The organism is Mycobacterium sp. IDUB_24, assembly GCF_055419385.1.
This window is the reverse complement of the sequence record NZ_JBVAXO010000001.1, coordinates 45,175-66,957: the sequence shown is the minus strand read 5'-3', so window position 1 is coordinate 66,957 and position 21,783 is coordinate 45,175. Positions and strand designations below refer to the sequence as shown.

Below are 21,783 nucleotides of genomic sequence, written 5' to 3'. Positions count from 1 at the left end.
GTTATGAAGCCATCAACTCGTGTTCACCAGCCTTCGGTTGCCGACCCTGGCGGAGGCTCACGCGCGCATCTGCCGTGGAAGCCCCTCACCTGTTGGGTGATCGGAGCCGCGCTGGCGGTCGTATTCCTGGTGACCGCGGAGAAGCACGGACCGGCATCGTCGGACAATGCGAATCCAGCGGGTGCAGGCAAACCGCCTCCGGTGCAACCACTCTGGCCCAGCATCGACTTTGTCTTGTGGGGACAGATATTGGGCGCCGCGCTCCTCGTTGTCACTATCGTCGCCTCGGTTCTGGTGTGGAGGCGTCATCCCGGCCATCCGGTCATCCTCATGATCCTCGCCTCCAGCACACTCTTCTGGTGGGATCCGATCAACAACTGGGCGATCGGCTTGGTCTACAACCCGGACCTCTGGCACTTTCCGCGGAATTGGCCGTGGCTCAACATCTCTCCGATTATCGAACCACTCACCTCGTTCATCTACGCGCCCTACGTCCTGCTTCCGTACTTCCTGGCCATGCCGATCCTGAGAGCGGTCCAACGACGTAGCGGCCCGAAGGCTTTCGTGTGGCGCCACCCGCTGATTTCGATAGCCGTGCTCACGTTTGTCATCGGCGCCATTTGGGATGCCGCCCAAGAGATCCTGCTCACTCGCACCCAATTTCTGACCTACAGCCACGTCGTCGAATTCGGCTCGATCGACGTGGGCAAAAACAGTCAGTTCCCCCTTTTGATGGCCAGCGTGCTCATCACCATCATCATGATTCCCGCGTCGATTCTGCTCTATCGGGACGACACCGGAAAATCCCAGGCACACAAGATCGCCCAGCGATTGCGCTTCCATTCTCGTCGGCCCAAGTTGGCCACCTTTCTGGTGATGGCGATCATCCTGAATGTCGCAATGATGAGCTTCAGCTCAGCTTTCTGGCTGGTGCGTGCCACCGGCGCTGCCACCAGCGTCGCCTGTCCGTGGCCTTATCCAGAGGCGAAGACCTGGGATCCACGCGGTTATTACCAATCCCAGGGAGCCCCCGGGCCTTTCACCGCCGGCAAGGCCAGTTCGTGGCAGATCGGGCAACCCGACGGCCGGCCGACCGACATCAGCGTGGAATCCGACCGCTGCAATCCTCGATGACTTCGGTGCCGGCGGGGTCAAACCATGGCGCCCCGCCGGTCAACCGCCGACGATGAGTTCGGCGGCTCGCTCGCCGATCATCATCGCCGCAGCATTCGTGTTGCCCCCGACGATGCTCGGCATGATCGACGCATCAGCCACTCGTAACCCCTCAATACCCCGGACCCGTAGCTCTGGATCGACGACCGCACGCTCGTCGGTACCCATCCGGCACGTCCCGACCGGGTGGTAAACCCCCGACGCATTGCGGCGCACAAACTCGGCCAGATCAGCACCGGTGCGATTCGAACCCGGCAGCACCTCGCGGCCGACTTCCCCCGCAATCGCCTGGTGGGTCAACGTCTCCCGGACGAGCTCCATGCCGGCCACCAGAGTCGCCACGTCCCGGGGCTCAGCCAGATAGTTCGGATCGATCAGTGGAGCAGTGAACGGATCGGTCGACGCCAGGCGCAGGCTCCCCCGGCTCTCGGGATAGATCATCGTCGGCATGAGCGTCAGCGACGATGACGACTCGGCGGCCAGGTGCAGACCCGGACTGTCCTGGTTCGCGGGGTAGCTCATCGGAAGGATGAACATCTGCAAGTCCGGAACGTCAGTACCCGTTCCCACCCCGCTGTCGACGAACGCCACCGCTTCGAACAGGGTGTGGGCAAGGTAGGTAGATCGCGGACGCACGCATTCACGCACCGCTGCCCTGGCGAAACTCAGCGGCGACGCGCTGCGACCGCCGCGAGCCTGATAGGACATCGGCACAAACAAGTGATCATGCAGATTGTCACCCACGGGCAGGTCGGCGATCACTTTGATCCCATGTTCACGCAAATGGGCCGCATGGCCGATGCCGGAGAGCATCAGGAGCCGCGGCGAACCGAGGGAACCGGCGCTCAGGATCACCTCGCGGCTCGCGCGAGCAGGACCGATCGGTCGCCGGTTGCGGCCCGCCACCAGCTCCACACCCGTTGCGCGCCCGGCCTCCACGATCACCCGGGTCGCCGTGACACCGGTGAGTACGCGCAGATTCGGCGGCGCGTCCGATAGATACCCGCGATCGGTGCCCACTCGTCTGCCGGCGCCGGCGCTCTGCTGTAGCGGCGCCACCCCAACCTGCTGCGCACCGTTGTAGTCGTCATTCATTCCGACGCCGGCGATCGCCGCGAGGGCGACCATGTAGCTTTCGGTGACACTCGCCAGGCCCGTGGCCCGCTCCACTGCGATCGGACCGTGTCCGCCACGCAGCTCGCTGGGACCGTCCTCGAAGCTCTCCAGCCGCCTGAAGGACGGCAGTACCTCAGCGAACCCCCAACCCTTCGCTCCGGCGGCGGCCCAATCGTCGTAGTTCTGGCGGTTTCCGCGCACAAAAGCCATACCGTTGATCACGCTGCCGCCGCCGAGTACCCGGCCGTGAGACTGTGGAAGGGTGCGGCCCTTCATGTGTCGTTGAGGGACGCTGAACGCGGGCCAGGTGACCAGGCGCTGCAGTGGTGTGACCGCATGGATGGCCCCACACATGCCGGGGACAGTGACCAGCGGGCCGCCCCGCTGGCGCCCCGACTCGATCAAGGTGACCGTAGCGCCGGCGTCGGCCAGACGTCGGGCCACGATCGCACCTGCACTACCCGAGCCCACGACGACGTAGTCCGCCGACTCCAACCCGGCCGAACCCTTGGTCGCCGCTGCTCGCTTCATTACCAAGACCTTTCATAGACCCGCATTTATTTCATATTCTGAAGTATATAGAGACACTAGCGTATTCAGACCACGGATCCGTAGAGTCCAGGAACTTCACAGATTGGATCATTCCCTGGGGTGCAACGAATTTCGTCGCGCGGCCGGCCTCACGCCGTGATCGAAGCGATGCTCCCCGTCACGTACCCGGCGTCGCCTGGTAGTCGCTTCTCGGTCGTGCCGCTGACGGTACTCACGGTTCACCGAATTCGGGTGAGCTGAAATGGCATCTCGATGACCAGAGACCGGTTGATCCCGCAACCACCGCTGATCCCTACCGTCCGGTCCCAACCGGAGAAGGATGTCACCTCGTCGAAGCTCGGCGATCCTGACAGATCGGGCGAGAAATACATCAACTGCTCGGCCGGTGAAGCGGCGCCGTCGTGGCACGGCTCCCACCGGTCGAGGTGTCGGCGCACCGACCACAGGCCAGCTGAGTCACATCGTATCGGCGCGTTCCACCCTTGGCTGCTGCTCACGTCGCCTGCACAGTCATACGTTTCGACACTGCACGTAGTACTGATCGTCCAGGTACTCGTCACATTGGCTTCGTCATGAAAGATCTCGTTGGTTTTCGCCCAAGTCCCGTCTGACACTGCGCGATACACGCCGTTGAGGGTGGGATCACAGAATGCCGCGGCAGCGCTCGGGGCGGTAGTCAGGGCCGCGACAAATGCCACAGCGACCAGTACCACCGTTGGCAGCACAGCAGTCGCCGGTCGCCGCCCCACGGTCTGTGCCGATGTCACGGGTGATCCTCCATCACGAGGTCCTTCCAGCTCGCCGGCCGCTTGGCAGCGACGAGGTTGGATTGCTGATAGGTCTGGCCGTCAGGCGTGACGTAGCGTCCGGAATTGGGGTCGTACTGTGCGAAGACCACCGCAGGCGCAGAGTGAGTGGTGTTGCCGCCGAACGCACTCGGTGCCACCGGGGCCGGGCCGACCGGGTCGGGAGGCGGTCCCGGAGGTGCGAGGTCTGGCGCCGGGGCTGCCGGCGGCATCGGGGTGCCGTCGATCGGACCGAAAATATGGTCGTCGTTGGTGACACGAGCGTCGGGTGGCACGCCTTGAGCAATCAGGTTGGGGTCCAGCGGGTAAGGCCCGGTCAAGTGTTCGCGCATCGCCAGGGGCACATAGGGTTTGTCGCTGTTGCACATCTCAGCAGTGGGCGCGCGCTTTCCTGGCTTATTCATGCAGGGGTAATTGCGGGCCCCGCGCACCGCCAGCGGTGAGTCCTGTGGCAGCTTGCAGTACAGACCGTCAGGCGTATCCACTTCGGAGGTGTCGTCAGGAGACCGCCATTGGCTGGGCGGCAGGAAGCCAACGGTGCACGACGGTGGATCCCCGAATGACATGGTGAAATCGCCTTGTCCCAGCCCGGTCGGATTGTGGTCGGGTGCTGCCGAGATGATGTTGGCGACAAAGGGTGGCAGCAACACCAGGATTTGTTCGAGGCCCGGCCGGTAGGTGACGAGAATCTGTCCGATCGAGGTCAGGTTGGCCAGCAGCACCGGCAGTGTCGGCTTGACCTGTTGGAAGAGCCGGGATGCTTCGTTGATGGAGCCCGGTCCGTCGGTGAGCACCTTCCGGATCTGTTGATCGTCGTCGACCAGGGTGGTGGTGATATTGGCCAGGCTGTGCACCCAGGTCCGCAGATCGGCGTCGGCAGCGGCCTGGGAATCGAGCAAGGGTCCGGAGTCCTCGACGAGAGCTCTCGTGGAGTCGCGCACATCGTGCAGACCGCCCGAGACTTTCGCTGATGAGTCCATCAGGGACCCAAGGTCGTAGCCTGCGCCGTTGAAGGCTTTGAAGCTTTCGTCGAGCAGTAAGCCGAGTTTGTCTTTGGGGATGCTCTGGATCAACGCGCTGGTTTGGTCCAGCAGTGGTCCGACTTGTTGCGGAACGGTGGTGTCCGCCATGGCAATCGTCGAACCGTCGTGCAGGTACGGGGGCCCGTCCGCGGTGGGCAACAGGTCGAGGTATTGCTCCCCGATCGCCGACACGCTGCGTACATCAGCCCGCAGTTTCACGGGTATCTTCGGCGACGCATCCAGCGACAGAGTTGCTTTGGCTCCGCGTGGAATCAGCGAGATCGCCGTCACCTTGCCGACCTGCACCCCGCGGTATGTCACGTTGGAAAAGCGGTACAGCCCACCGGTTCCCGGCAGCTCCACCGTCACGGTGATGCGTCCCACACCGAGCAACGTCGGCGCCTGGATGTAGACCACGACCATGGTGACGAGCCCCACGATGGAGCCGATCGCGAAGAGCACCAACTGAATCCGGACCAACCGAGTCAGCACTTAGCGACCTCCCTCATCAGCCGGGGGAATTGGCGCGGCTGCGGGAGGGACGGGTCCACCCGGGAGGACCACCGGCGGACCTGCGGGCGGAGCCGGCGGGGCAAACTCAGCACCCTCCGGCGGCACCGCCAGCGGTGCGCCCAGCGGATTGTTGGTGTAGTACCAGTCATAGCCCGGATCTCCGGGGGCGGGCACCAGTACTGCGCCGTCGACCCCCCAGCGGGTCCCCAGGAACATACCGCGTTTCAGGCGGGGAACGGTCAGATCAGCAACGGCGAACAGGTTCATGTAGTCACCTTTGAGGCCGCGGTCGATCACGTTCTGGCCGTACGGAAAGACCGTCGCATACATCAGGCCGTCGATGATGCCCGGGCCGGCATCGGCCAGCGCACGAATGGTGGGCTGTAGGTTTTGCAGGTTTGTCACCAGGTCGGCCTGCGTGTCGTTGATCAGCGCCGTGGCGGTGTTGCTGAAAGCCCGCAACTTGTCCAACGCGGTGATGATGCGCGGCTTCTCGGCCAGGAGCACCTGGAGCGCGGGGGGCAGCGTGCGCAGCGTCTCGGTGAGCACGTCATGCTGTCCGGCGAACGTGCCGGACAGCCGGTCGAGGGCATCGATGGAGGCAATCAGATCGCCGCGCTGACGATCCAGCACGCCGACGAACCTGTCGAGGCGGCCGATCAGGTCACGGATGGCGTCCTGGCGACCGGACAATGCCGCATTGAAATTGTGAACAATGTCGCCCACCTGACCCAGGCCCCCGCCGTTGACCACCGCAGACAACGAGGACAACGTCTGCTCGGTAGAGGGATAGGTCGATGATCGGTTCAAGGGAATGGTGGATCCCGGTGCGACCTGCCCCTGCGGCGGCTGCCCGGGTGGCGGATCCAGCGCCAGGTGCTGTGATCCCAGCAGGCTGGTCTGCCCGACGGTGGCGACGACGTTGGCCGGGACCTTGGCTCCACCCTGAAGCCGGACTTCGACGTCGGCGTGCTGACCGCGCAGCATCATCCTGCCGACGCTTCCGACGACCACATCGTTCATCAAGACCGGCGAATTCGACTCAAGCGTACCGACATTGGCGATCTCAACGTGGTAGACCGTGGCTCCAGAACCATGTCCGACAGTGCCTGGCAGCGGCAGGGAGTTCACCCCATTGAAGGCACACCCCGACAGCATGAGCACCGTGGTGGTGCTGACCGCCATGCGCATCCCCATTGAACGCCGGCCGATCATGATGGCGGTGTCCCGGTGAAGGCCGAAACAGACGGAGGCAGTTCGGCCGGTATGGGGGCGCCTCCGGTACCGCCGGGTGCCAGCGCGGGGTCGGTGTAGATGATGTTGCGTGGCGACGGAGCCAGCGCGGGGTTGATCGGGATGGGCAAGTTGTTGAAGTTGAGTTGGTCCAGTGCCGGACCGAGGTACTGCGCACAGAGTTTCGCGGTTTCCGACGCGGTGGTGTTCTTGACGGCACCGATTGCAGCACAGACGAACTGCACCGGGTTGGCGAAGTTCGTGAACGAAATCGAGCCGAGAATAGTGCCGGTATCAGGGTTGTAGTCGGCGTAGCCGTTCGTGAGCGCGGTCGGTGTCACGTGCAGGAGTTGCTCAAGGTCTTTGCGATGGTCGACGAGGTTGGAGGTGACATTGGCCAGGCGTTGGACTTGTTCGCTGGTTTTGTCGCGGGTTCCGGCAATGAACCGTTGGACTTCGCCGAGTGCCGAGGACAGATTGTTCAGTGCGGCGTCCAGGTCGGTGCGGTTGTCGTCGAGGATGCTGGTCAACGTGGCGAACCGGCCCTGGAATTCGACGATCTGAGGGTTGGTCTCGCGCAGTGTGGTGACCAGGGTTTGCAGGTTTTTGACGGTGTCAGCGATGTTGCCGCTGCCGTCGGCAAGGATGCGCCCGACACCGGCCAGTTGGTTCAGCGTTTGGCGGAGTTTGTCACCGTTGCCGTCGAATGCGTTGGCGGTGCTGTCGATGAATCGCGCGATCGCCGGAGTCGAGACCTGACTGTTTGGTCCCAATTCGGTTGCCAGGCGCATCAGTTGGGATTTGACTTCGTCCCATTCGACCGGGACGGCAGTTCGGTTGATCGGGATCACGGCGTGGTCGGCCATGACCGGGCCGTTGGCGTGGGGGTCGCTGGACCGATAGGCCGGGGTCAGTTCGACGTAGCGGGCAGCGAGCAGGTTGGCGGCGACGACGACGGCTTTGGCGTCCGCGGGGATGGGCACGTTGCCGTCGATGTCCAGCGACATCCGCACCTGGCTGCCTTCCGGGGCGATAGCCGTGATGCTGCCGACTTTGATTCCCGCGACGCGGACGTCGTCGCCCGGGTAGATGGCAGTCGCAGAGGCGAAGTAGGCAATCACTGTTTTCGTGCCGAAGAACGAAGCGTGCACCAGCACCGCGCCGGCCGCCACGGTCAATGCGATGAGCACTCCCGCCAGTGGGGTGCGATGTCGAGCGTTCATGGCGGTCCCCATTGCTCTTGAGGTTGTGGGATGCCGTTGCGCGGGAACGGGAATTCCGCGCGTGGGCCTGCGTTGTCGGGCGGCTGCCCTGCGTCGGCTCCTCTACGGAATCCGAAGGCGTAGTCCAAGAAGGGCTGCAACAGTTGGGGCATGCTCAAGTTGGCGATCTGGGCTTGGTAGTACGGGCCGCTGGAAACCAGCTCACCCGTGCTGAGTTCGTATTTCGCCAATCCGGGCAGCGCTTTGGCAATGTTGTCTCGGTTCTTCTCCAGAACAGCCGTGACGGCGTTGAGTTTGTCGAGCGTGGGGGCCAGTTCGGCCTCGTTGTCGTGCACCAGGCCGGTCAGCTGATTGGCCACTGCGGAGGTGTTGGCGAGCAGTTCAACGATCGCTTGACGCACTTGCACGAGCACATCCAGTAGTGCGTTGCCGTCGAGGATGAGCGTGTTGACCTGTTGACTGCGTTCGGAGAGGACCGCACTGACATCGCTGACGTGTGTGAAGAGCTCGCCCAGGGTTTGGTTACGTGCATTGAGTGCCCGGGACAATCGGGTGAGGCCGTCGAAAGTCGATCCCAGATCCGGAGAGATCTCCTCGATGGTGGCCGAGAGAGTATCCAGAGACTGGTTGAGCGTGTCGGTGTCGGTGCCGGCGATGTCGGTGGCGAGGTCGCCCACGGCTTCGGTGAGTGAGTAGGGCGAAGAGGTACGGGTCGTCGGGATGACGTCCAGCGCGCGCATCCGGCCGGGCCCGGCCGTGTTGACGGTCAGCACCCGCTGTCCCAGCAGCGAACCCGTGCGGATGTGAGCGGTGGTTTGCGATCCCAGCGAAATGTCACTGGCAAGCGAGAAGGTGACGAGGGCCTGCCCGTCATCGAGTTCCACGCTCGATACCGTTCCGACTTTCGTTCCCGACATGGTCACGTTGTTGCCCACGGTCAACCCGCCGGCTTGCCCGAACAAGGCTTGATATCGGATCTCGGTGGCATAGGACACCAACAGCTGGGTCCGCAGGCCGACAGCGATCACCAGCAGGACCACAACGAGGCCGAGGAAGCCGCGCCGGATCAACTGGGGTCCACGATATTTCAGCATCAGTTGTCTGAGCACCTTCCCGTTTCTTGCTTCATCCAGGGAAAGACCGCAGTGCGTCCTTGAAGATCGGTGACTCGAACGGCCACGCCGCACAGGTAGTAGTTGAAGAAGCTGCCGTAGGCGCCCAGACGTGCCAGTTTGCGGTAGTTGTGCGGCATCCGCTGCAGTCCGGCGTCGAGGTGGTCTTTTTGCGTATCCAGGTTGGAAGCCAGACGGTTGAGTTCGTCAACGCTGCCGGACAACGGTGGGCGCGTCTGGGTCAGCAGGTCGGCCAGCGACGCGGTTCCGTTGTCAAGGGCAGTGACCGCCTTGCCGATCGGATCGCGATCGGCGGCGAGTTGACTGGCGAACTGCTGTAGGCGATCGATCGTGCCGGAGAACTTCTCGCCGTCTTTGGCCAGCGTGCCCACGGCGGTGTTGAGGTTGTCGATGAGCTGCTGAACGAGTTGATCGTTGTTGGCGAGGTCGGTTGTGAAAGAGGAGGTTTCCGACAGCAGCGACTGTAAGGCTCCGCCCTGCCCCTGCAGGACCTGCAGCAACGATTGGGTGAGCGCATTCACGTCGTCGGGCTTCAAACCCTGGGTTACCGGTCGCAGGCCGCCCAGGAGCAAATCGAGGTCGAGCGCCGGCGCGGTACGTTCGACCGGGATCTCGGCTCCGGCGGGCAAGATGGCAGTGGGCCCCGGTGCAGCGGCGAGCTCGAGGTAGCGGTCCCCGGTCAGGTTGAGATAGCGCACCACCGCTCTGGTTCCGGTGGTGAGCACCGCCGTGCGATCGGCGTCGAAGGTGACCAGCACCGTGGTGTCCGGCCGCAGTTTGACGCCGTTGACCGTGCCGACTCGGATGCCGGCCACCCGCACCGAATCCCCCTTTTTCAAACTGGAGGTATCGGCAAATACTGCGGAGTAGTCCTGCGATGATCCGGTCCGATACTGACCGAAGACAACGAACAAGCAGGCAGTCAGTATCGCCATGACGACACCGAACACGCCGAACTTGGCGGCCGTGACCATCGTCGAGCGCCTCATCCGGGTTGCCCGATCTGCGCGGAGTTCCTCGGCGGTCCCGAGATCGGTCCGAACAGCGTTTGCTTGAGGCCATCGGAGTTCAGTAGAACGCCGTCGTTTCCATATCGCGCCGGGTTGGTGCCGACGTCAGCAATGACGAACGGCGGCCGGGACAGATACCGCACGTTCGGTAGCCCAGCGACGCATTGCGGACCGCCGGTCGCAGCAACCTTGGGCAGATCGACTGGGTACCGGTAGCGCTCCTTGCCCAAGACGAACCCCGCATTGACCATGGCTCCGGGCACTTGTGGTTGCTTGATGTAGGCGGCTTGGATCAACCCGCCCATCAGGCAGTACAAGGCTTGGTCGTACTTACGGGTCAAATCGGTGGTCGGCACCAGCAGATGCACAGCATCGGTCAGCGGCGCGCGATTGGCCGTCAAGACGTCGTTGCCGACATCGGCGAGACCGATCATGCTGACCAGAAACGCATCGAGGTTGTGTTGCTCGTCAACGATGCTCCGGCTGATCCGGCTTGCGTTGCCCGCAGCGGTGAGCAGAACGGGTGCTGTGTCGGCATAGGCGTTGAGCACTGTTGGCGCAGTGGCCAAGTCGTGGCTCAACGCCGGCAATCCAGGTTCCAGGGTCGCGAGGTAGGCGTCCAGGTCGACCAGCATCTGACCGATCGACTGTCCCCGTCCATCGACGGCGGTGGCGATCGCGCCCAGCGTCTGGTTGAGTTTGACCGGATCGATCTTCGACAGCACCGAGGTGAGTTGCTCGAAAACGGTGTTCACTTCGACGGTGACCCGTGAGGCGTCCAGCACTTGACCGGGCGCCAACGTCTCCGATGACGGATCGGGAGGGTCGACAAGCTGAACGTACTTCGCGCCGAACACCGTCGTCGACGCGACATCTACCCCGACGTTCGCCGGAATCTGCTGCAGCTGTGCCGGATCCATCGCCAGATGAAGTACCGCGCGCCCGTCGGGCAACGTCTCCAACGACTTCACAGCTCCGACTTGGACCCCTCGCAATTTCACCTTGGCATCGGGGTTCATCACCAGTCCCGCTCGAGACGACATCACCGTGACCGGGACCGCGGTGTTCAGATCACCGCGGAACAGCACCGCCACCATGGCGATCACCAGTCCGATGATCAGCACTGTGATCGACCCGGCCACCGGGCGCGGCCACGCAGATCCATCCCCGTGTCGGTTCATCGGCGTTCCGCCCCCTCCCAAGTCCGCGATCACACTGCCGCAGCTCCATCTGACAGGTCACACCCCTGGCGGCTGCGGCCACCAAACCACCACGACAGCAACACTTTCGGGCTCCCACGCCCGTGGTGCGACGCTGCACAGTCCTTCACCACCCCCGGACACCGCAAGCAGATCGCACCTGCGACGCGGGCCGTTACCTGAATGCCGAATGTCTCATACCTCTAAAGGTATAGCGCAGCATCCGTCTGATTGTCCACCCCCCTCGAAAGCAACACTCGGTTGCGATCAAAACAACGCTGCCGCGCGGATTTCACAGCTAATATGCTGGTCAAAGCGCTACTGTGGCACCCAATCGTCCGCGATTACAGGTGCTCCGATTCCGCGCCTACGGCAGATTCAGCGGGCAACTACCACACTCGGATGGGTGATCGTTCTAGATATGTATAGATATAACCGCGACTATCGGGGCCTGGCACTACTCACATGGCCCTCGATGGTCGCGTGCAGTACAGACGCGCTGCTGTCTGGGAGTACGCGCCGGGCGACCAGAAATTCGCTGCCGACCCAACCGTGTCGGATGAACTTTCCGAACCTCAGCCGCGTCCCGGGCGCTCCAGTGGCTGCGGGCAGCATCTTGATGCGCTCCAACGCTTCTTTGACAGCCGGCCCCGTCAATGGTCGAGCATCGGCGAGTGCAGTCATCATCAGCCGGCCAACGTCGTAGCTGTACAAGGGAAAGAAATACTCGGGGCGCCGCCCGTAAACCTGCTCGAAACGATCCAGGAACGCTTGCCCGGTCTGATTGCGCTCGTCGTACTGGTCAAGCCCGATCCAGCCGGCGAGTTGCTCACGCCACCACCGACTGGTCGCGGCAAATTCGAACGCCGTCGTCGTGTAACGCGGTGGCATCCAGCCAATGCCCTCCAGCGCGGCGTTCATGCCGATGATTCCCAGGCCGAAACCAACATGCATGATCGCGTCGGGCTTGCCTCCGGCCAGCGTGGACATCGCGTCCCGCTTGTCACTTTCAACCTGCGGTATCGCCACCTCGGCCGTGATGGTCAATCCGGCTTCCCGGCAAGCCTCTCGGGTGCTTCGCAGGTACTCGCGGCCGATGAGGCTGTCCTCGAAGGCAAGTCCGACAGTGCGACAACCATCGAGCGCCGCGACAGTGGCCATGATGATCGGCTCTTCCTCCATGGAACCTGCCGGCAGCCCGAAAACCCACTCCCCCAGCATGTTCTCGGAAGCCGCCATGGTGATGACGGGCACTTCGGCGAGGTCCTCGACATACCTGCGCAGCGCCACGCCATTTTCTGACACCCACGGCCCGAAGATCACCAACGCATCGGCTTCGACCAGCTCATAGAATGCGTCGCGCACCGCACGAAAGGTCCCGTTCGGCAACCCCTGCACCGCGCGTACGACGAATTCGACAGGACGCTCGGCCAGTCCGCGCTCCAGAAATTCTTCAGCGACGAGTTGCAGTGCCGGAAGGATGTTCTCGTCGTAGTTGCCGTCCTCATCGAGGTAATCGATGAGCAACCCGATGCGGGCCGGGGCCACGTCAGCCATGGGCGCCTTCCCGTCAACCTCCGGGCAGGGACCCGGTCGAAACATCTGACATTTTGAAGGCCTCAAAGCTAACGCATCATCGCCGGAAGAGTCCAGAAAAACATCTAAAGGTTTGCGAAGGGGACGCACTCGTCCGCGTCAGAGATGACGGGCCAGCTCGACTGTCGAACTGCCATGGTCGCCGAGCAATGTCCGCCGCAGACGCGCCATATGCGCGGCACAATGCGCCTGCGCGCCGTCGCCATCGCCGGCCGCGATCAAGTCGAGGAGTTGCTCAAATTCCCGAATCGTGCGGCGCCGCGACGCAATGGGCTCTTGCTGGCTTCGGGTAAGCACGTCGGCCACCGCTGCGCGGATGATCACCTCGTTGATCATCTCGCAGATGAGAATCAGCGTCTGATTTCCGGCCAACTGCACCATGTCGCTGTGGAATCCGACCATCGCAGCAGTACATGCCGTCGGATCCTTCACGGTGCGCTTCATCTCGATCACCAACTCACGCAGTTGCTGAGCGGCCCGCTCACGACCGCGTGACATGGCCACCATGCGCGCCGCCGCAGGCTCGATCACCGCACTGGCCTCGAACACATCGGCCAGCGACACGCTGCGGGATTGCAGCACCAACGCCGCGGCGCGGGCGGTCATCCGTTGATCGGGCCGGTGCACGACGACGCCGCCGAGCGCGCCCCGCGCCACCGAGATCAGACCCTCTGCCTCCAGAATGCGCAACGACTCGCGCAAAGATGGTCGAGACACCTCGAAACGTTCCAGCAATTCGGCCTCGGTTCCCAGCAGGTCACCTTCATCGAGCCCGCCGGCGATGATCAAACCGCGTAGTTCGTCGGCGATCTGTTTGGGTTTTCCGGAGGAGGAACCGCCCGACGCCCCGCCCTTACCCGCTGTCGGTTTGGCCACTTCTCTCCCTACCGCGCAATCGATACGAACAACCAGTCAAGCAAAGATCAAACTAACCGATGGGTCGCGGACCCCACATTCCGGCGCGAACCCACCCTTTACACAAAATACCTCTAGAGGTTTAGATGTGGAGATGGGCGCCGATCTTGTACCAACGCAATACCTGGCCCTATCAGCTCTACCCCGGGGATGAAGACATGAGTGACGCGTTCAGAGAACCGAAGCCCGACATCGAGTTCACCGTGGCCACACAGCCGCCTACCGCGAACCACTACCGCCGGCACTGGACGCCGGGGCAAGATGTGGGGCTGGCCGGCATGTGGATCGGCGCCGTGGTCAACGACGATGCGGGACAGACATACTGGGGACTACGCGGAGCCGATGACTTCCTCACCGGAATGACCCACGTGGTATCACCGATCACCGGCTTCAAGAAGCTCCGGCCCACATTCGACCCCGACCAACCGCATCTGTTCGCGGAGTATTCGACCATCGACTGGTTCGAACCGATGACCTACGCCGACGCCGGCGACAAGGTCACGCTGAACTATCCCAGCGGACGCATCGAGCGCGACGGCGACGGCTTCCATTGGCACGACGCCGGCGGGCGCTGGGAAATGCACGGTACCAACGTCACCGACATATTCACCGTTCACGTTCCGGTCCAGAACGGTGTCGCCGAGCAGGCGTATTACCGGCACGAGCTGATGGCCGCCACCGGAACCGTCGACGGCATCCCAGTCTCGGGGTATCTGCATCAGGACTACGCATATGGGCCGCCGGGCCGCGTTTACCCGGAGCTACCCATAGTCCGGCACCTACAGGGGATGTGGGTGTCGTGGCTGCACGAGTACCCGGACGGACAGTGGGGCGGTGGCTGTTTCTGGCAGGGGCGCGACGGAGTCACCTTCGGCCCCGGATACCACGTCACCAACGGTGTCACCACCGCACACGACGACATCACGGCGACACCCTTATTCGACGATGCAGGCCAACTGACCAGACTGGAAGCCGAGATCGGCTCAGAAACATACACATTCAGGTTCAACACGTCCGGCAGCTACATCCACTACTTCGGCCGTCTCACTGCCAGTTCGTCGGGCAAGGTCCCATCGCGCAGTTGGTGCTGGGTCGAATACGCCGGTGCGCTGCTCACCCCCGAAATCCTCGACATGGCGATGGCGCCCTTCGACCTCGCGCGCGGGCGGTGACCCAGGCCGGTAGCGATCAGTCCGCCGGGCGGTCGGCGACCAGCCCTTCCTGCACCAGGGTGGCGGCGACAGCACCGTCCGCGCGCAGCAGGCTTGACGTGATCAGCCCGCGGCCCCGCGCGGCGGCCGGTGAGCGCGACTCCAGCAGATTCCAGTCCGCAGCCTGAACCGGGCGGTGAAACCAGATCGACGAATCGGTGGTGCCACTGCGGTGACTGCGCGACCGCATGCTGTGCCCGTGTACGGCCAACGCCGGATCGATTCCGTACAGATCGGTGATGTACACCGCGATCAGCGTGTGCACCAACGGATCGTCCGGCAGCTCGGTGGTGACCCGCCACCACATCCGGCGCACGAGCTGCTCCCCCGAGCCGTCATCGGAGATGCGAATATCGAACTCGTCGAGCGGCAGGGATGGCGCCGGGCCGGGCGGACCCGTGCGCGGAAGCACTTCGGGATCGTGCGGCATCGCACCCAACCCGTGTTCGGGCCCGGCGAGTGCCGTCGCGAACGACACCGTGGCCGTCGTCAGCATCCGGCCGTGCTCGTAAGTTTCGACACGCCGGGCAGAGGCCGTGCGCCCGTCGTATACGCGCTGCACGCGGTGCTCGGCGGCTTCTCCGGCGTCCCCGCCGCGCAGGAACTGCAGGTGCATGTTGGTCGGTGACCGGTCATCTCCCACTGTGCGGCAGGCCGCCGCCAGGCTCTGCGCAGCCAGCAGACCGCCGTAGGCCCGCTTGCCGGCCGGGCCACTGGCCCGCCCGGTGAACACTTCACCGTCGGTAGACGTGTCCCGCACGTCCAAGAGCGCGAGCAGGGTGCTCACTGAGCGCCGGTACCTGTTGCAACAGTGCCTGATTCGGTCAGGGCCGCGATCTCGTCGGCACCGAGCCCGAGGTGCTCGGCCAGCACCGCGGTGGTGTCGTCGCCAAGGGCAGGCGCGGGCACCGCGGGCGGATACACCCCGCCGATCGACACCGGCAGGCCCGGCGCCAGGTACGTGCCGATGCGGGGTTGCTCCAGCGGACTGAACAGCGGGTTGGCCACCACCCGGTCGTTGACGGCGACTTCTGCGAAACTGCGGTACTGCTCCCACAGCACCGAGGTACCTGAGAGTGCCGCGCTGATCTCGTCGGCGGTGTGCTCGCTGAACCACAAGGTGAACAAGCCGGTCAGGGCGTCGCGGTGGGTGTAGCGCTGACCCTCGTCGGTGAAGTCGGCACCGAATGCCTCGGCAAGGGCGGCAACGGCTTTGGTGGTCCCGGTGACCTCCGTGAGGTCACGGAAATGCCGACCGGTGAGAGCGACGAGCATGAACCCGACGCCGTCGCTGCTGGTGAAGTTCTGCCCGTAGGTGCCGTACAGCGTGTTACCGAGACGTTCACGGCCCGTGCCGTTGATCATGACCTCGGTCAGGAATCCGAGATTACCCGCCGTGGCGAGTGCGACGTTCTCCAAGGGAATGCTGATCCGTGCGCCTTCACCGGTGGAATCGCGGTGGCGCAGTGCGGCACTGACTGCCAGCGCCACATACAGCCCGCAGCTGACATCCCAGGCCGGAAGCACATGGTTGACCGGGGTGGCCAACTGGGCGGGCCCCGTGACCATCGGGAAGCCCAGCCCCGCGTTGACCGTGTAATCCACCCCGGTGCCACCGTCGGCGCGCCCCGACACCTCGACGTGGATCAGGTCGGGACGCAGCGCAGACAGCACATCGTACGAATGCCATTGCCGCCCCGCCACATTCGTGATGAGAACACCGGCTTCGGCGATCAGACGTTGCACCAGTTGCTGCCCCTCAGGCGACCGCAGGTCGGCGGCCACCGAGCGCTTGCCCTTGTTCAGCCCGGCCCAGTAGATGCTGTCGCCACCGTCGGTCAGCGGCCAGCGGTGGTAGTCGGCGGCACCCCCGAGAGGGTCGACGCGCACCACCTCGGCGCCCAACTGTGACAGGGTCATGCCGGCCAAGGGCACGGCGACGAAGCTGGAGATCTCGATGATCCGCACCCCGGCCAGCGGGCGGTTCGGATCCGGCGCCACAGGTTCTGCCATCAGGTCAAGCTATCAAGGCCGGTGTCCGGCCAGTTTCACCGCGGCAGCCTCGACGGTGTCCTCGGACAACAGCACCTGTAGCGCGGCGTCGCCGAGCGGGATGAAGCTGTCGGCACTGGCCACCCGCTGCACCCGGCCGGTGTAGCCGTGGTCCAGGAGTTCAGCCAGGACGCCTTCGCCCACTCCCCCGGTTCGACGGGTCTCGTCGACGATGAGCACCCGCCCGGTCGCATCCGCCTCGCGCAGCATGTCCTCGACCGGCAGCGGCGACAGCCAGCGCAGGTCGACCACCCGGGTGGCGATCCCGGCCCGCCCCAAGCGGCGAGCCACCCGAAGGCTCAGCCACAGACCGTTGCCGAACGTCAGAATCGTCAGGTCGGCGCCGTCGCCGTAGGTGCGGGCCCGCCCGATCTGTACCGGCTTGTCCGGGTAGGCCGCCAGCCACTGCTGATCGCCGTCATCGTGCAGATCCCTGGTGTGGTACAACGCGATCGGTTCGAGGTAAATACACACGGCGCCGGTGGTTTTCGCGGCGGCGACGCAGGTGTGCAGCATGGCCGCGGCGTCGTCGGGCCGTGCCGGTGAGGCGATCACCACCCCGGGGATGTCGCGGATCGCCGCGATCGAGTTGTCGTTGTGGAAATGGCCACCGAACCCCTTCTGGTACCCGTAGCCGGCGATCCGCACCACCATCGGGTTGCGGTACTGGCGGTTGGAAAAGAACTGCAGGGTGGCTCCCTCACCACGGACCTGGTCGGCCGCGTTGTGGAGATAGGCCAGGTACTGGATCTCCGGGATCGGCACCAGTCCCGAGACGCCCGCTCCGAGCGCCAGTCCCAGGATCGTCTGTTCGTCGAGCAGGGTGTCGAACACCCGCGCCCGCCCGGCGGCCGCCTCCAGACCACGGGTCACCCCGTAGACCCCACCCTTTCGGGCGATGTCCTCACCGAACACGATCGTCTCCGGGTGGCCCTGCAGGATGTCCTGCAGGGCCGTGTTGATGGCCAGTGCCAGGGTCAACGGTTCGCCGCCGGGCTCGCCCGGCGCGTCGACGCAGACTGCCCTGGCCTCGTCGAGTGTGTCGCACAGTGGCCGCATGACAGCTGCGGCACTGTCCAACTGCGGATAGTCACCGACCTCGCGGGCCAACTCCATCACCTCGGCACGTTTCGCCTCATAGCGTTGCACAACCTCATCTGGCGTCAGGATGCCATGGGCCACAAGTGTTCTTGCGGTGTTCAGCACCGGATCTCGCTCGTAGTCGGCGAGGATGTCGACGGGACGCCGGTAGGCCGGCTCGTAGTCGCTGCCGGCATGACCCATGAGCCGCACCATCCGCAGATGCAGGAAGGCCGGCCTGCGTTCGCGACGAACCCAATCGGCCGCGGTCCGTGCGGTATCGAACGCGTCGACGACGTCGCAGCCGTCGGCGGAGAAGTACCGCAGCCCCTCGCGATCGCCGTAGGCCCGGGCGATCCAACCGCGCGGTGTCGGCGTGCTGATCCCGATGCCGTTGTCCTCGCAGACGAACAGCAGCGACATCGGCAGGCCCTGGTAGGCGGCGTGCAGGGCGGCGTTGACGGCACCGACGGTCGTCGAGTGATTCGCCGAGGCGTCGCCGAAGCTGCACACCGTGACCGCATCCTCCGGCCACGGGCAAGCCACTCCGAGCTTGCGGGTGCGGGCGATCGAGAAGGCCACCCCGACCGACCGCGGCAGATGTGACGCGATGGTCGAGGTCTGCGGAATGATGTTCAGGTCATGACGGCCGAACACCTTGTGCCGCCCGCCGGAGATCGGTTCAGAGGTGGCCGCCACCAGCCCCAGCAGCACGTCACGCACCGGATCGGAGCCGTCGACCTGCGCGGCGCGGGCCAGGTAGAAGCCGCCCGACCGGTAGTGCAGTAGCGCCGGATCGCTCGGGCGCAACGCCGCGGCGACGGCGGCATTGCCCTCGTGCCCTGACGAACCGATGGTGTAGTAGCCCTTGCCCTGTGAGCGCAGCCAGCGCGCGGCCAGGTCCAGATGCCTGCTGCCCAGCTGAGCATCGAAGAGAGCCAAGGGATTCGGTACGTTCAGCGTGAGCGGTTCGGCCGGTCCGGGGCCGGTCAACACGGATACCGTCGCGGTGAAGTGTTCATCGATGGATTCGGTCACCGGACCTCCTGAATTTGCGGCTGGTTGATACCTCACCTAGTGCGCCAGTGCAGCCCTGGCAAATTCGACGACCCGACCGGCGCCCGCCAGTGACGGATCCTGGTCGGGGTCGTAGATCGCCATGCTGCACCCGATGCACTGCATTTCGGTGTCGCGCAGGCTCAGGACGAGTTCGGTGAGCTGGCTCCAGGTCAGGCCCCCCGGCTCGTCGGGTACGCCGGGCAGTCCCTGGGCCGCAAACTCGGCCGGGTCCAGCACGTCGAGGTCGATGTGCAGCCACCAACGCTCCGCATTGCGCGTCAGGTGCCCCATAGCCCGACGACCGACGGCGGCCGGATTGCGCGCCACCTCGGCCAGCGGCGCCAGCCACACGCCGCAGTCGGCGAGGGTGCCGACGTTGAATTGCTGCCGCCAGCTGTCGTCGCGGGGGCCCAGCACCACCAACAGCTCGCGCCGCAGCGCAGGCAGCTGTCGGGCCAGCGGCCCGGTGAGCGTCCGTCCCGTCAGTCCGAGGAGCAACCCGATCTCGGTGTTCGCCGCCTCCCCGTCCTCGGATACGTCCAGCGGCATGGTGTCCTCGTGGCCGTCGATGAAGACCAAACCGATGTCCTCGGCGTGGTCACGCATCCCGGTGGCGATGCCCAGCAGAACCGAACAGTCACCTCCGTACACGACCGGGAACCGTTCGGCCACCAATGCATTGCGAACTCTGTCGTGGAGTGACGACGTCATCGCGAGGAGTGCGGGCTCGTTGATCAAGCCGGTCGACGGTCCACGTCGGGGATCGGGGGTAGGCAGGTCAAGATCGCCAGCCCGGACTACGCGTTCGGCACCAAAAGCGTTGAGCAGTCCGGCATCCCGCAGCACCTGCGCGGCCCGCGCCTGGTTGCCGCGGCGGCCATAACCGTCGAACGGCACCCCGATCAGCTCGACGGACGTCATCAGATCAGTTCGATCGCCTCGGCGATCGAGGGCAGCACCCGACTCGGCCGGAACGGATATCGCTCGATGTCGTCGACCGACGTCGATCCGGTGAGTACCAGGATGGTGTCCAGCCCCGCCTCGATCCCGGCCACGACATCGGTGTCCATCCGGTCCCCGACCATCACGGTGTTCTCCGAGTGCGCCTCGATCCGGTTGAGCGCGCTGCGGAACATCATCGGATTGGGCTTGCCGACGAAGTACGGGTCGCGTCCGGTGGCCTTGGTGATCATGGCGGCCACCGACCCGGTCGCGGGCAACGGGCCCTCGGCCGACGGGCCGCTGACGTCGGGGTTGGTGGCGATGAAGCGGGCACCGCCGAGGATCAGCCGGACGGCCTTGGTGATCGCCTCGAACGAATAGGTGCGGGTCTCTCCCAGCACCACGTAGTCCGGATCGATGTCGGTCAGGGTGTAGCCGACCTCGTGCAGCGCGGTCGTCAGCCCGGCCTCACCGATCACGTAGGCCGAGCCGCCCGGCAGTTGATCGTTCAGAAAAGCCGCCGTCGCCAGGGCCGACGTCCAGATCGACGCTTCTGGCACGATCAGCCCCGAACGCGCCAGGCGGGCGGCCAGGTCGCGCGGCGTGAAGATCGAGTTGTTGGTCAGCACCAGGAATGGCCGTTCCTTGTCGGCCAGGGTCTGCAGGAATTCGGCGGCACCCGGCAGCGCATGTTCCTCGCGCACCAGGACGCCGTCCATGTCGGTAAGCCAGCACTGGGCAGGTGCACGCACTCGTCCAGTGTCTCAAGTCGCGGCGCCGATCAGGGGCCAACGGCGTTATCCACAGGGTGTCGTGATGGCGTGGCACGCGCCGCGATGAGTCAACCGCTGAGCCTCAGCTTGCCCGTCACCTGAGGCGCTCAGCTGTCACCGGCGGCCAACCAGGCGCCTGCCGGCGCACAGGGCAAACCCACGTCACTGAGAGTCAGGATGCCGGCCGGTGCCGCCGCGACGTTGAACGCGGCATTCACCGCCGGCATGGCCGTCATGGTGTCCCATTCGTGGTTTCCCCAATGCTCTGAGGGGACGAAGCGGATGCGGGTCCGCACCTCGGGCTCGCCGTCGATTACGACCTGGTAGTGATCATCGTCGAATTCCCAGTCCCCGTTGAGATTCTTGGTGAGATACCAGGCGACGCGTGACTCGATGACCGTCTTGCCCTTCACCTTGGCGTTCCAGCCACCCCGGATTGCGGCGATGGTGTCCTTCTCCATACAGAACCACCCGAGATCGGTTCTTTCCGAGGCAGTCTGGTACTCGACGACGAACTCCAGGTCATCGATGTCGAATCCGAGTTCCACCGCCATCCGTTGAACTGAGTCGGCGAAAGTGCCGAACCCGAACTTCGCCATACCGATGACTTCCGGAGTCGCCTCGGGGAAGCCGAAGCCCAGCGCCTGCCACGTTTCAGCCGACTCGTAGACCGAGACGTCTGCAGATTCGATGATCGAAATCTTTTGGACGTCACGGCATACGGCGGTCATCGCCGTCACCATCGTGTTGATCCAGCCTGGATTGACGCCGGTGATGTACAGCGAACTGTTACCGCGTTCGCATGCCGCCGCCAGCTTCTCCTTGGTTTCCCCCTGGATTCCGCCCACGTTGAGGAACAGGTTGGTGCTGATCACGTCGAGACCGCTTTCGAGCAGGCGGACGGCGTGGTCGAGATCGGCCATGAACGGCGTGTACAGAACGGTGTCGGCGCCCAAGGCGATGAGGGTATCGATGTCGGTCGTGGCGAGCACTCCGGTGTCGGGGCGGCCGCACAGCGGTCCGGCGTCGGTGCCCGCCTTCTGGGCGGAATACGCGTAGACCCCGACCAGTTCGAGGCGAGGATCGTCGATGATCCCCCGCATGCTGAGCTTGCCCACTTTGCCGGTGGTCCATTGGATTACCCGTAGCTTGTTCATTGGTTCCTTTCGGGTTCG

Annotated in this window: 18 protein-coding genes; 2 read left to right on the top strand and 16 right to left on the bottom strand. The window is 64.4% G+C overall.

Annotation, left to right across the window (positions count from 1 at the left end):
- Nucleotides 1–3 precede the first annotated feature (3 nt).
- Nucleotides 4–1,134 (top strand): spirocyclase AveC family protein, encoded by a 1,131-nt coding sequence (locus ACZYZF_RS00310; RefSeq protein ID WP_463834253.1) that lies wholly within the window; start codon nt 4–6, stop codon nt 1,132–1,134.
- 39 nt (nt 1,135–1,173) lie between these two features.
- Here ACZYZF_RS00310 and ACZYZF_RS00305 read toward each other — a convergent pair whose 3' ends face one another.
- The 10 genes from ACZYZF_RS00305 to ACZYZF_RS00260 form a co-directional block, all read right to left on the bottom strand.
- Complete coding sequence (locus ACZYZF_RS00305; RefSeq protein WP_463834251.1) at nt 1,174–2,820, bottom strand: GMC family oxidoreductase; 1,647 nt, start codon at nt 2,818–2,820, stop codon at nt 1,174–1,176.
- Between the two features lie 239 nt (nt 2,821–3,059).
- A complete protein-coding gene (locus ACZYZF_RS00300) occupies nt 3,060–3,467 on the bottom strand; it encodes an Rv2253/PknI dimerization domain-containing protein (protein ID WP_463835099.1) in 408 nt (135 codons plus the stop codon).
- A gap of 137 nt (nt 3,468–3,604) precedes the next feature.
- On the bottom strand, nt 3,605–5,161 hold the full coding sequence (locus tag ACZYZF_RS00295) for an MCE family protein (RefSeq protein ID WP_463834250.1): 1,557 nt from the start codon (nt 5,159–5,161) through the stop codon (nt 3,605–3,607).
- Nucleotides 5,162–6,397, bottom strand: coding sequence for an MCE family protein (locus ACZYZF_RS00290; RefSeq protein WP_463834249.1), 1,236 nt, complete (start codon nt 6,395–6,397; stop codon nt 5,162–5,164).
- Nucleotides 6,394–7,638 (bottom strand): MCE family protein, encoded by a 1,245-nt coding sequence (locus tag ACZYZF_RS00285; RefSeq protein ID WP_463834248.1) that lies wholly within the window; start codon nt 7,636–7,638, stop codon nt 6,394–6,396. Before ACZYZF_RS00285 ends, ACZYZF_RS00290 begins: the two co-directional genes overlap by 4 nt.
- Entirely contained in the window at nt 7,635–8,732 is a 1,098-nt protein-coding gene (locus ACZYZF_RS00280; protein ID WP_463745364.1) for an MCE family protein, read from the bottom strand. Before ACZYZF_RS00280 ends, ACZYZF_RS00285 begins: the two co-directional genes overlap by 4 nt.
- Nucleotides 8,732–9,760 carry an MCE family protein gene (locus tag ACZYZF_RS00275; RefSeq protein WP_463745363.1) on the bottom strand — a complete coding sequence of 343 codons (1,029 nt, stop codon included), beginning with the start codon at nt 9,758–9,760 and terminating at the stop codon, nt 8,732–8,734. Before ACZYZF_RS00275 ends, ACZYZF_RS00280 begins: the two co-directional genes overlap by 1 nt.
- A complete protein-coding gene (locus ACZYZF_RS00270; protein WP_463745362.1) occupies nt 9,757–10,962 on the bottom strand; it encodes an MCE family protein in 1,206 nt (401 codons plus the stop codon). Before ACZYZF_RS00270 ends, ACZYZF_RS00275 begins: the two co-directional genes overlap by 4 nt.
- A gap of 459 nt (nt 10,963–11,421) precedes the next feature.
- Nucleotides 11,422–12,537 carry an ABC transporter substrate-binding protein gene (locus ACZYZF_RS00265; RefSeq protein WP_463745361.1) on the bottom strand — a complete coding sequence of 372 codons (1,116 nt, stop codon included), beginning with the start codon at nt 12,535–12,537 and terminating at the stop codon, nt 11,422–11,424.
- A 138-nt stretch (nt 12,538–12,675) separates the two neighbouring features.
- A complete protein-coding gene (locus tag ACZYZF_RS00260; protein ID WP_463745360.1) occupies nt 12,676–13,452 on the bottom strand; it encodes a FadR/GntR family transcriptional regulator in 777 nt (258 codons plus the stop codon).
- 197 nt (nt 13,453–13,649) lie between these two features.
- On the opposite strand from ACZYZF_RS00260, the gene ACZYZF_RS00255 reads away from it, so the two are divergent.
- Nucleotides 13,650–14,663 (top strand): hypothetical protein, encoded by a 1,014-nt coding sequence (locus tag ACZYZF_RS00255; RefSeq protein WP_463745359.1) that lies wholly within the window; start codon nt 13,650–13,652, stop codon nt 14,661–14,663.
- Nucleotides 14,664–14,679: 16 nt separating this feature from the next.
- On the opposite strand, the gene ACZYZF_RS00250 is transcribed toward ACZYZF_RS00255, so the two are convergent.
- From ACZYZF_RS00250 to ACZYZF_RS00225, 6 genes are all read right to left on the bottom strand, one after another.
- Nucleotides 14,680–15,489, bottom strand: coding sequence for an acyl-CoA thioesterase (locus ACZYZF_RS00250; protein ID WP_463745358.1), 810 nt, complete (start codon nt 15,487–15,489; stop codon nt 14,680–14,682).
- Nucleotides 15,486–16,715 (bottom strand): CoA transferase, encoded by a 1,230-nt coding sequence (locus tag ACZYZF_RS00245; protein ID WP_463834247.1) that lies wholly within the window; start codon nt 16,713–16,715, stop codon nt 15,486–15,488. Before ACZYZF_RS00245 ends, ACZYZF_RS00250 begins: the two co-directional genes overlap by 4 nt.
- Before the next feature lie 12 nt (nt 16,716–16,727).
- Nucleotides 16,728–18,872 carry a thiamine pyrophosphate-dependent enzyme gene (locus tag ACZYZF_RS00240; protein ID WP_463834246.1) on the bottom strand — a complete coding sequence of 715 codons (2,145 nt, stop codon included), beginning with the start codon at nt 18,870–18,872 and terminating at the stop codon, nt 16,728–16,730.
- 36 nt (nt 18,873–18,908) lie between these two features.
- The gene (locus ACZYZF_RS00235; protein WP_463745355.1) at nt 18,909–19,814 is read right to left on the bottom strand and encodes an arginase family protein; all 906 of its coding nucleotides are present in this window, start codon (nt 19,812–19,814) and stop codon (nt 18,909–18,911) included.
- Nucleotides 19,814–20,554 carry an HAD-IIA family hydrolase gene (locus ACZYZF_RS00230; RefSeq protein ID WP_463745959.1) on the bottom strand — a complete coding sequence of 247 codons (741 nt, stop codon included), beginning with the start codon at nt 20,552–20,554 and terminating at the stop codon, nt 19,814–19,816. Before ACZYZF_RS00230 ends, ACZYZF_RS00235 begins: the two co-directional genes overlap by 1 nt.
- A 161-nt stretch (nt 20,555–20,715) precedes the next feature.
- The gene (locus ACZYZF_RS00225) at nt 20,716–21,765 is read right to left on the bottom strand and encodes an NAD(P)H-dependent amine dehydrogenase family protein (RefSeq protein ID WP_463834245.1); all 1,050 of its coding nucleotides are present in this window, start codon (nt 21,763–21,765) and stop codon (nt 20,716–20,718) included.
- Nucleotides 21,766–21,783: the final 18 nt, after the last annotated feature.

Coding starts and splice junctions, on each gene's coding strand:
- ACZYZF_RS00310 (WP_463834253.1), top strand. CDS start 4: ATGAAGCCATCAACTCGTGTTCACCAGCCTTCGGTTGCCGACCCTGGC.
- ACZYZF_RS00305 (WP_463834251.1), bottom strand. CDS start 2,820: ATGAAGCGAGCAGCGGCGACCAAGGGTTCGGCCGGGTTGGAGTCGGCG.
- ACZYZF_RS00290 (WP_463834249.1), bottom strand. CDS start 6,397: ATGATCGGCCGGCGTTCAATGGGGATGCGCATGGCGGTCAGCACCACC.
- ACZYZF_RS00285 (WP_463834248.1), bottom strand. CDS start 7,638: ATGAACGCTCGACATCGCACCCCACTGGCGGGAGTGCTCATCGCATTG.
- ACZYZF_RS00280 (WP_463745364.1), bottom strand. CDS start 8,732: ATGCTGAAATATCGTGGACCCCAGTTGATCCGGCGCGGCTTCCTCGGC.
- ACZYZF_RS00275 (WP_463745363.1), bottom strand. CDS start 9,760: ATGAGGCGCTCGACGATGGTCACGGCCGCCAAGTTCGGCGTGTTCGGT.
- ACZYZF_RS00270 (WP_463745362.1), bottom strand. CDS start 10,962: ATGAACCGACACGGGGATGGATCTGCGTGGCCGCGCCCGGTGGCCGGG.
- ACZYZF_RS00265 (WP_463745361.1), bottom strand. CDS start 12,537: ATGGCTGACGTGGCCCCGGCCCGCATCGGGTTGCTCATCGATTACCTC.
- ACZYZF_RS00255 (WP_463745359.1), top strand. CDS start 13,650: ATGAGTGACGCGTTCAGAGAACCGAAGCCCGACATCGAGTTCACCGTG.
- ACZYZF_RS00245 (WP_463834247.1), bottom strand. CDS start 16,715: ATGGCAGAACCTGTGGCGCCGGATCCGAACCGCCCGCTGGCCGGGGTG.
- ACZYZF_RS00235 (WP_463745355.1), bottom strand. CDS start 19,814: ATGACGTCCGTCGAGCTGATCGGGGTGCCGTTCGACGGTTATGGCCGC.
- ACZYZF_RS00230 (WP_463745959.1), bottom strand. CDS start 20,554: ATGGACGGCGTCCTGGTGCGCGAGGAACATGCGCTGCCGGGTGCCGCC.
- ACZYZF_RS00225 (WP_463834245.1), bottom strand. CDS start 21,765: ATGAACAAGCTACGGGTAATCCAATGGACCACCGGCAAAGTGGGCAAG.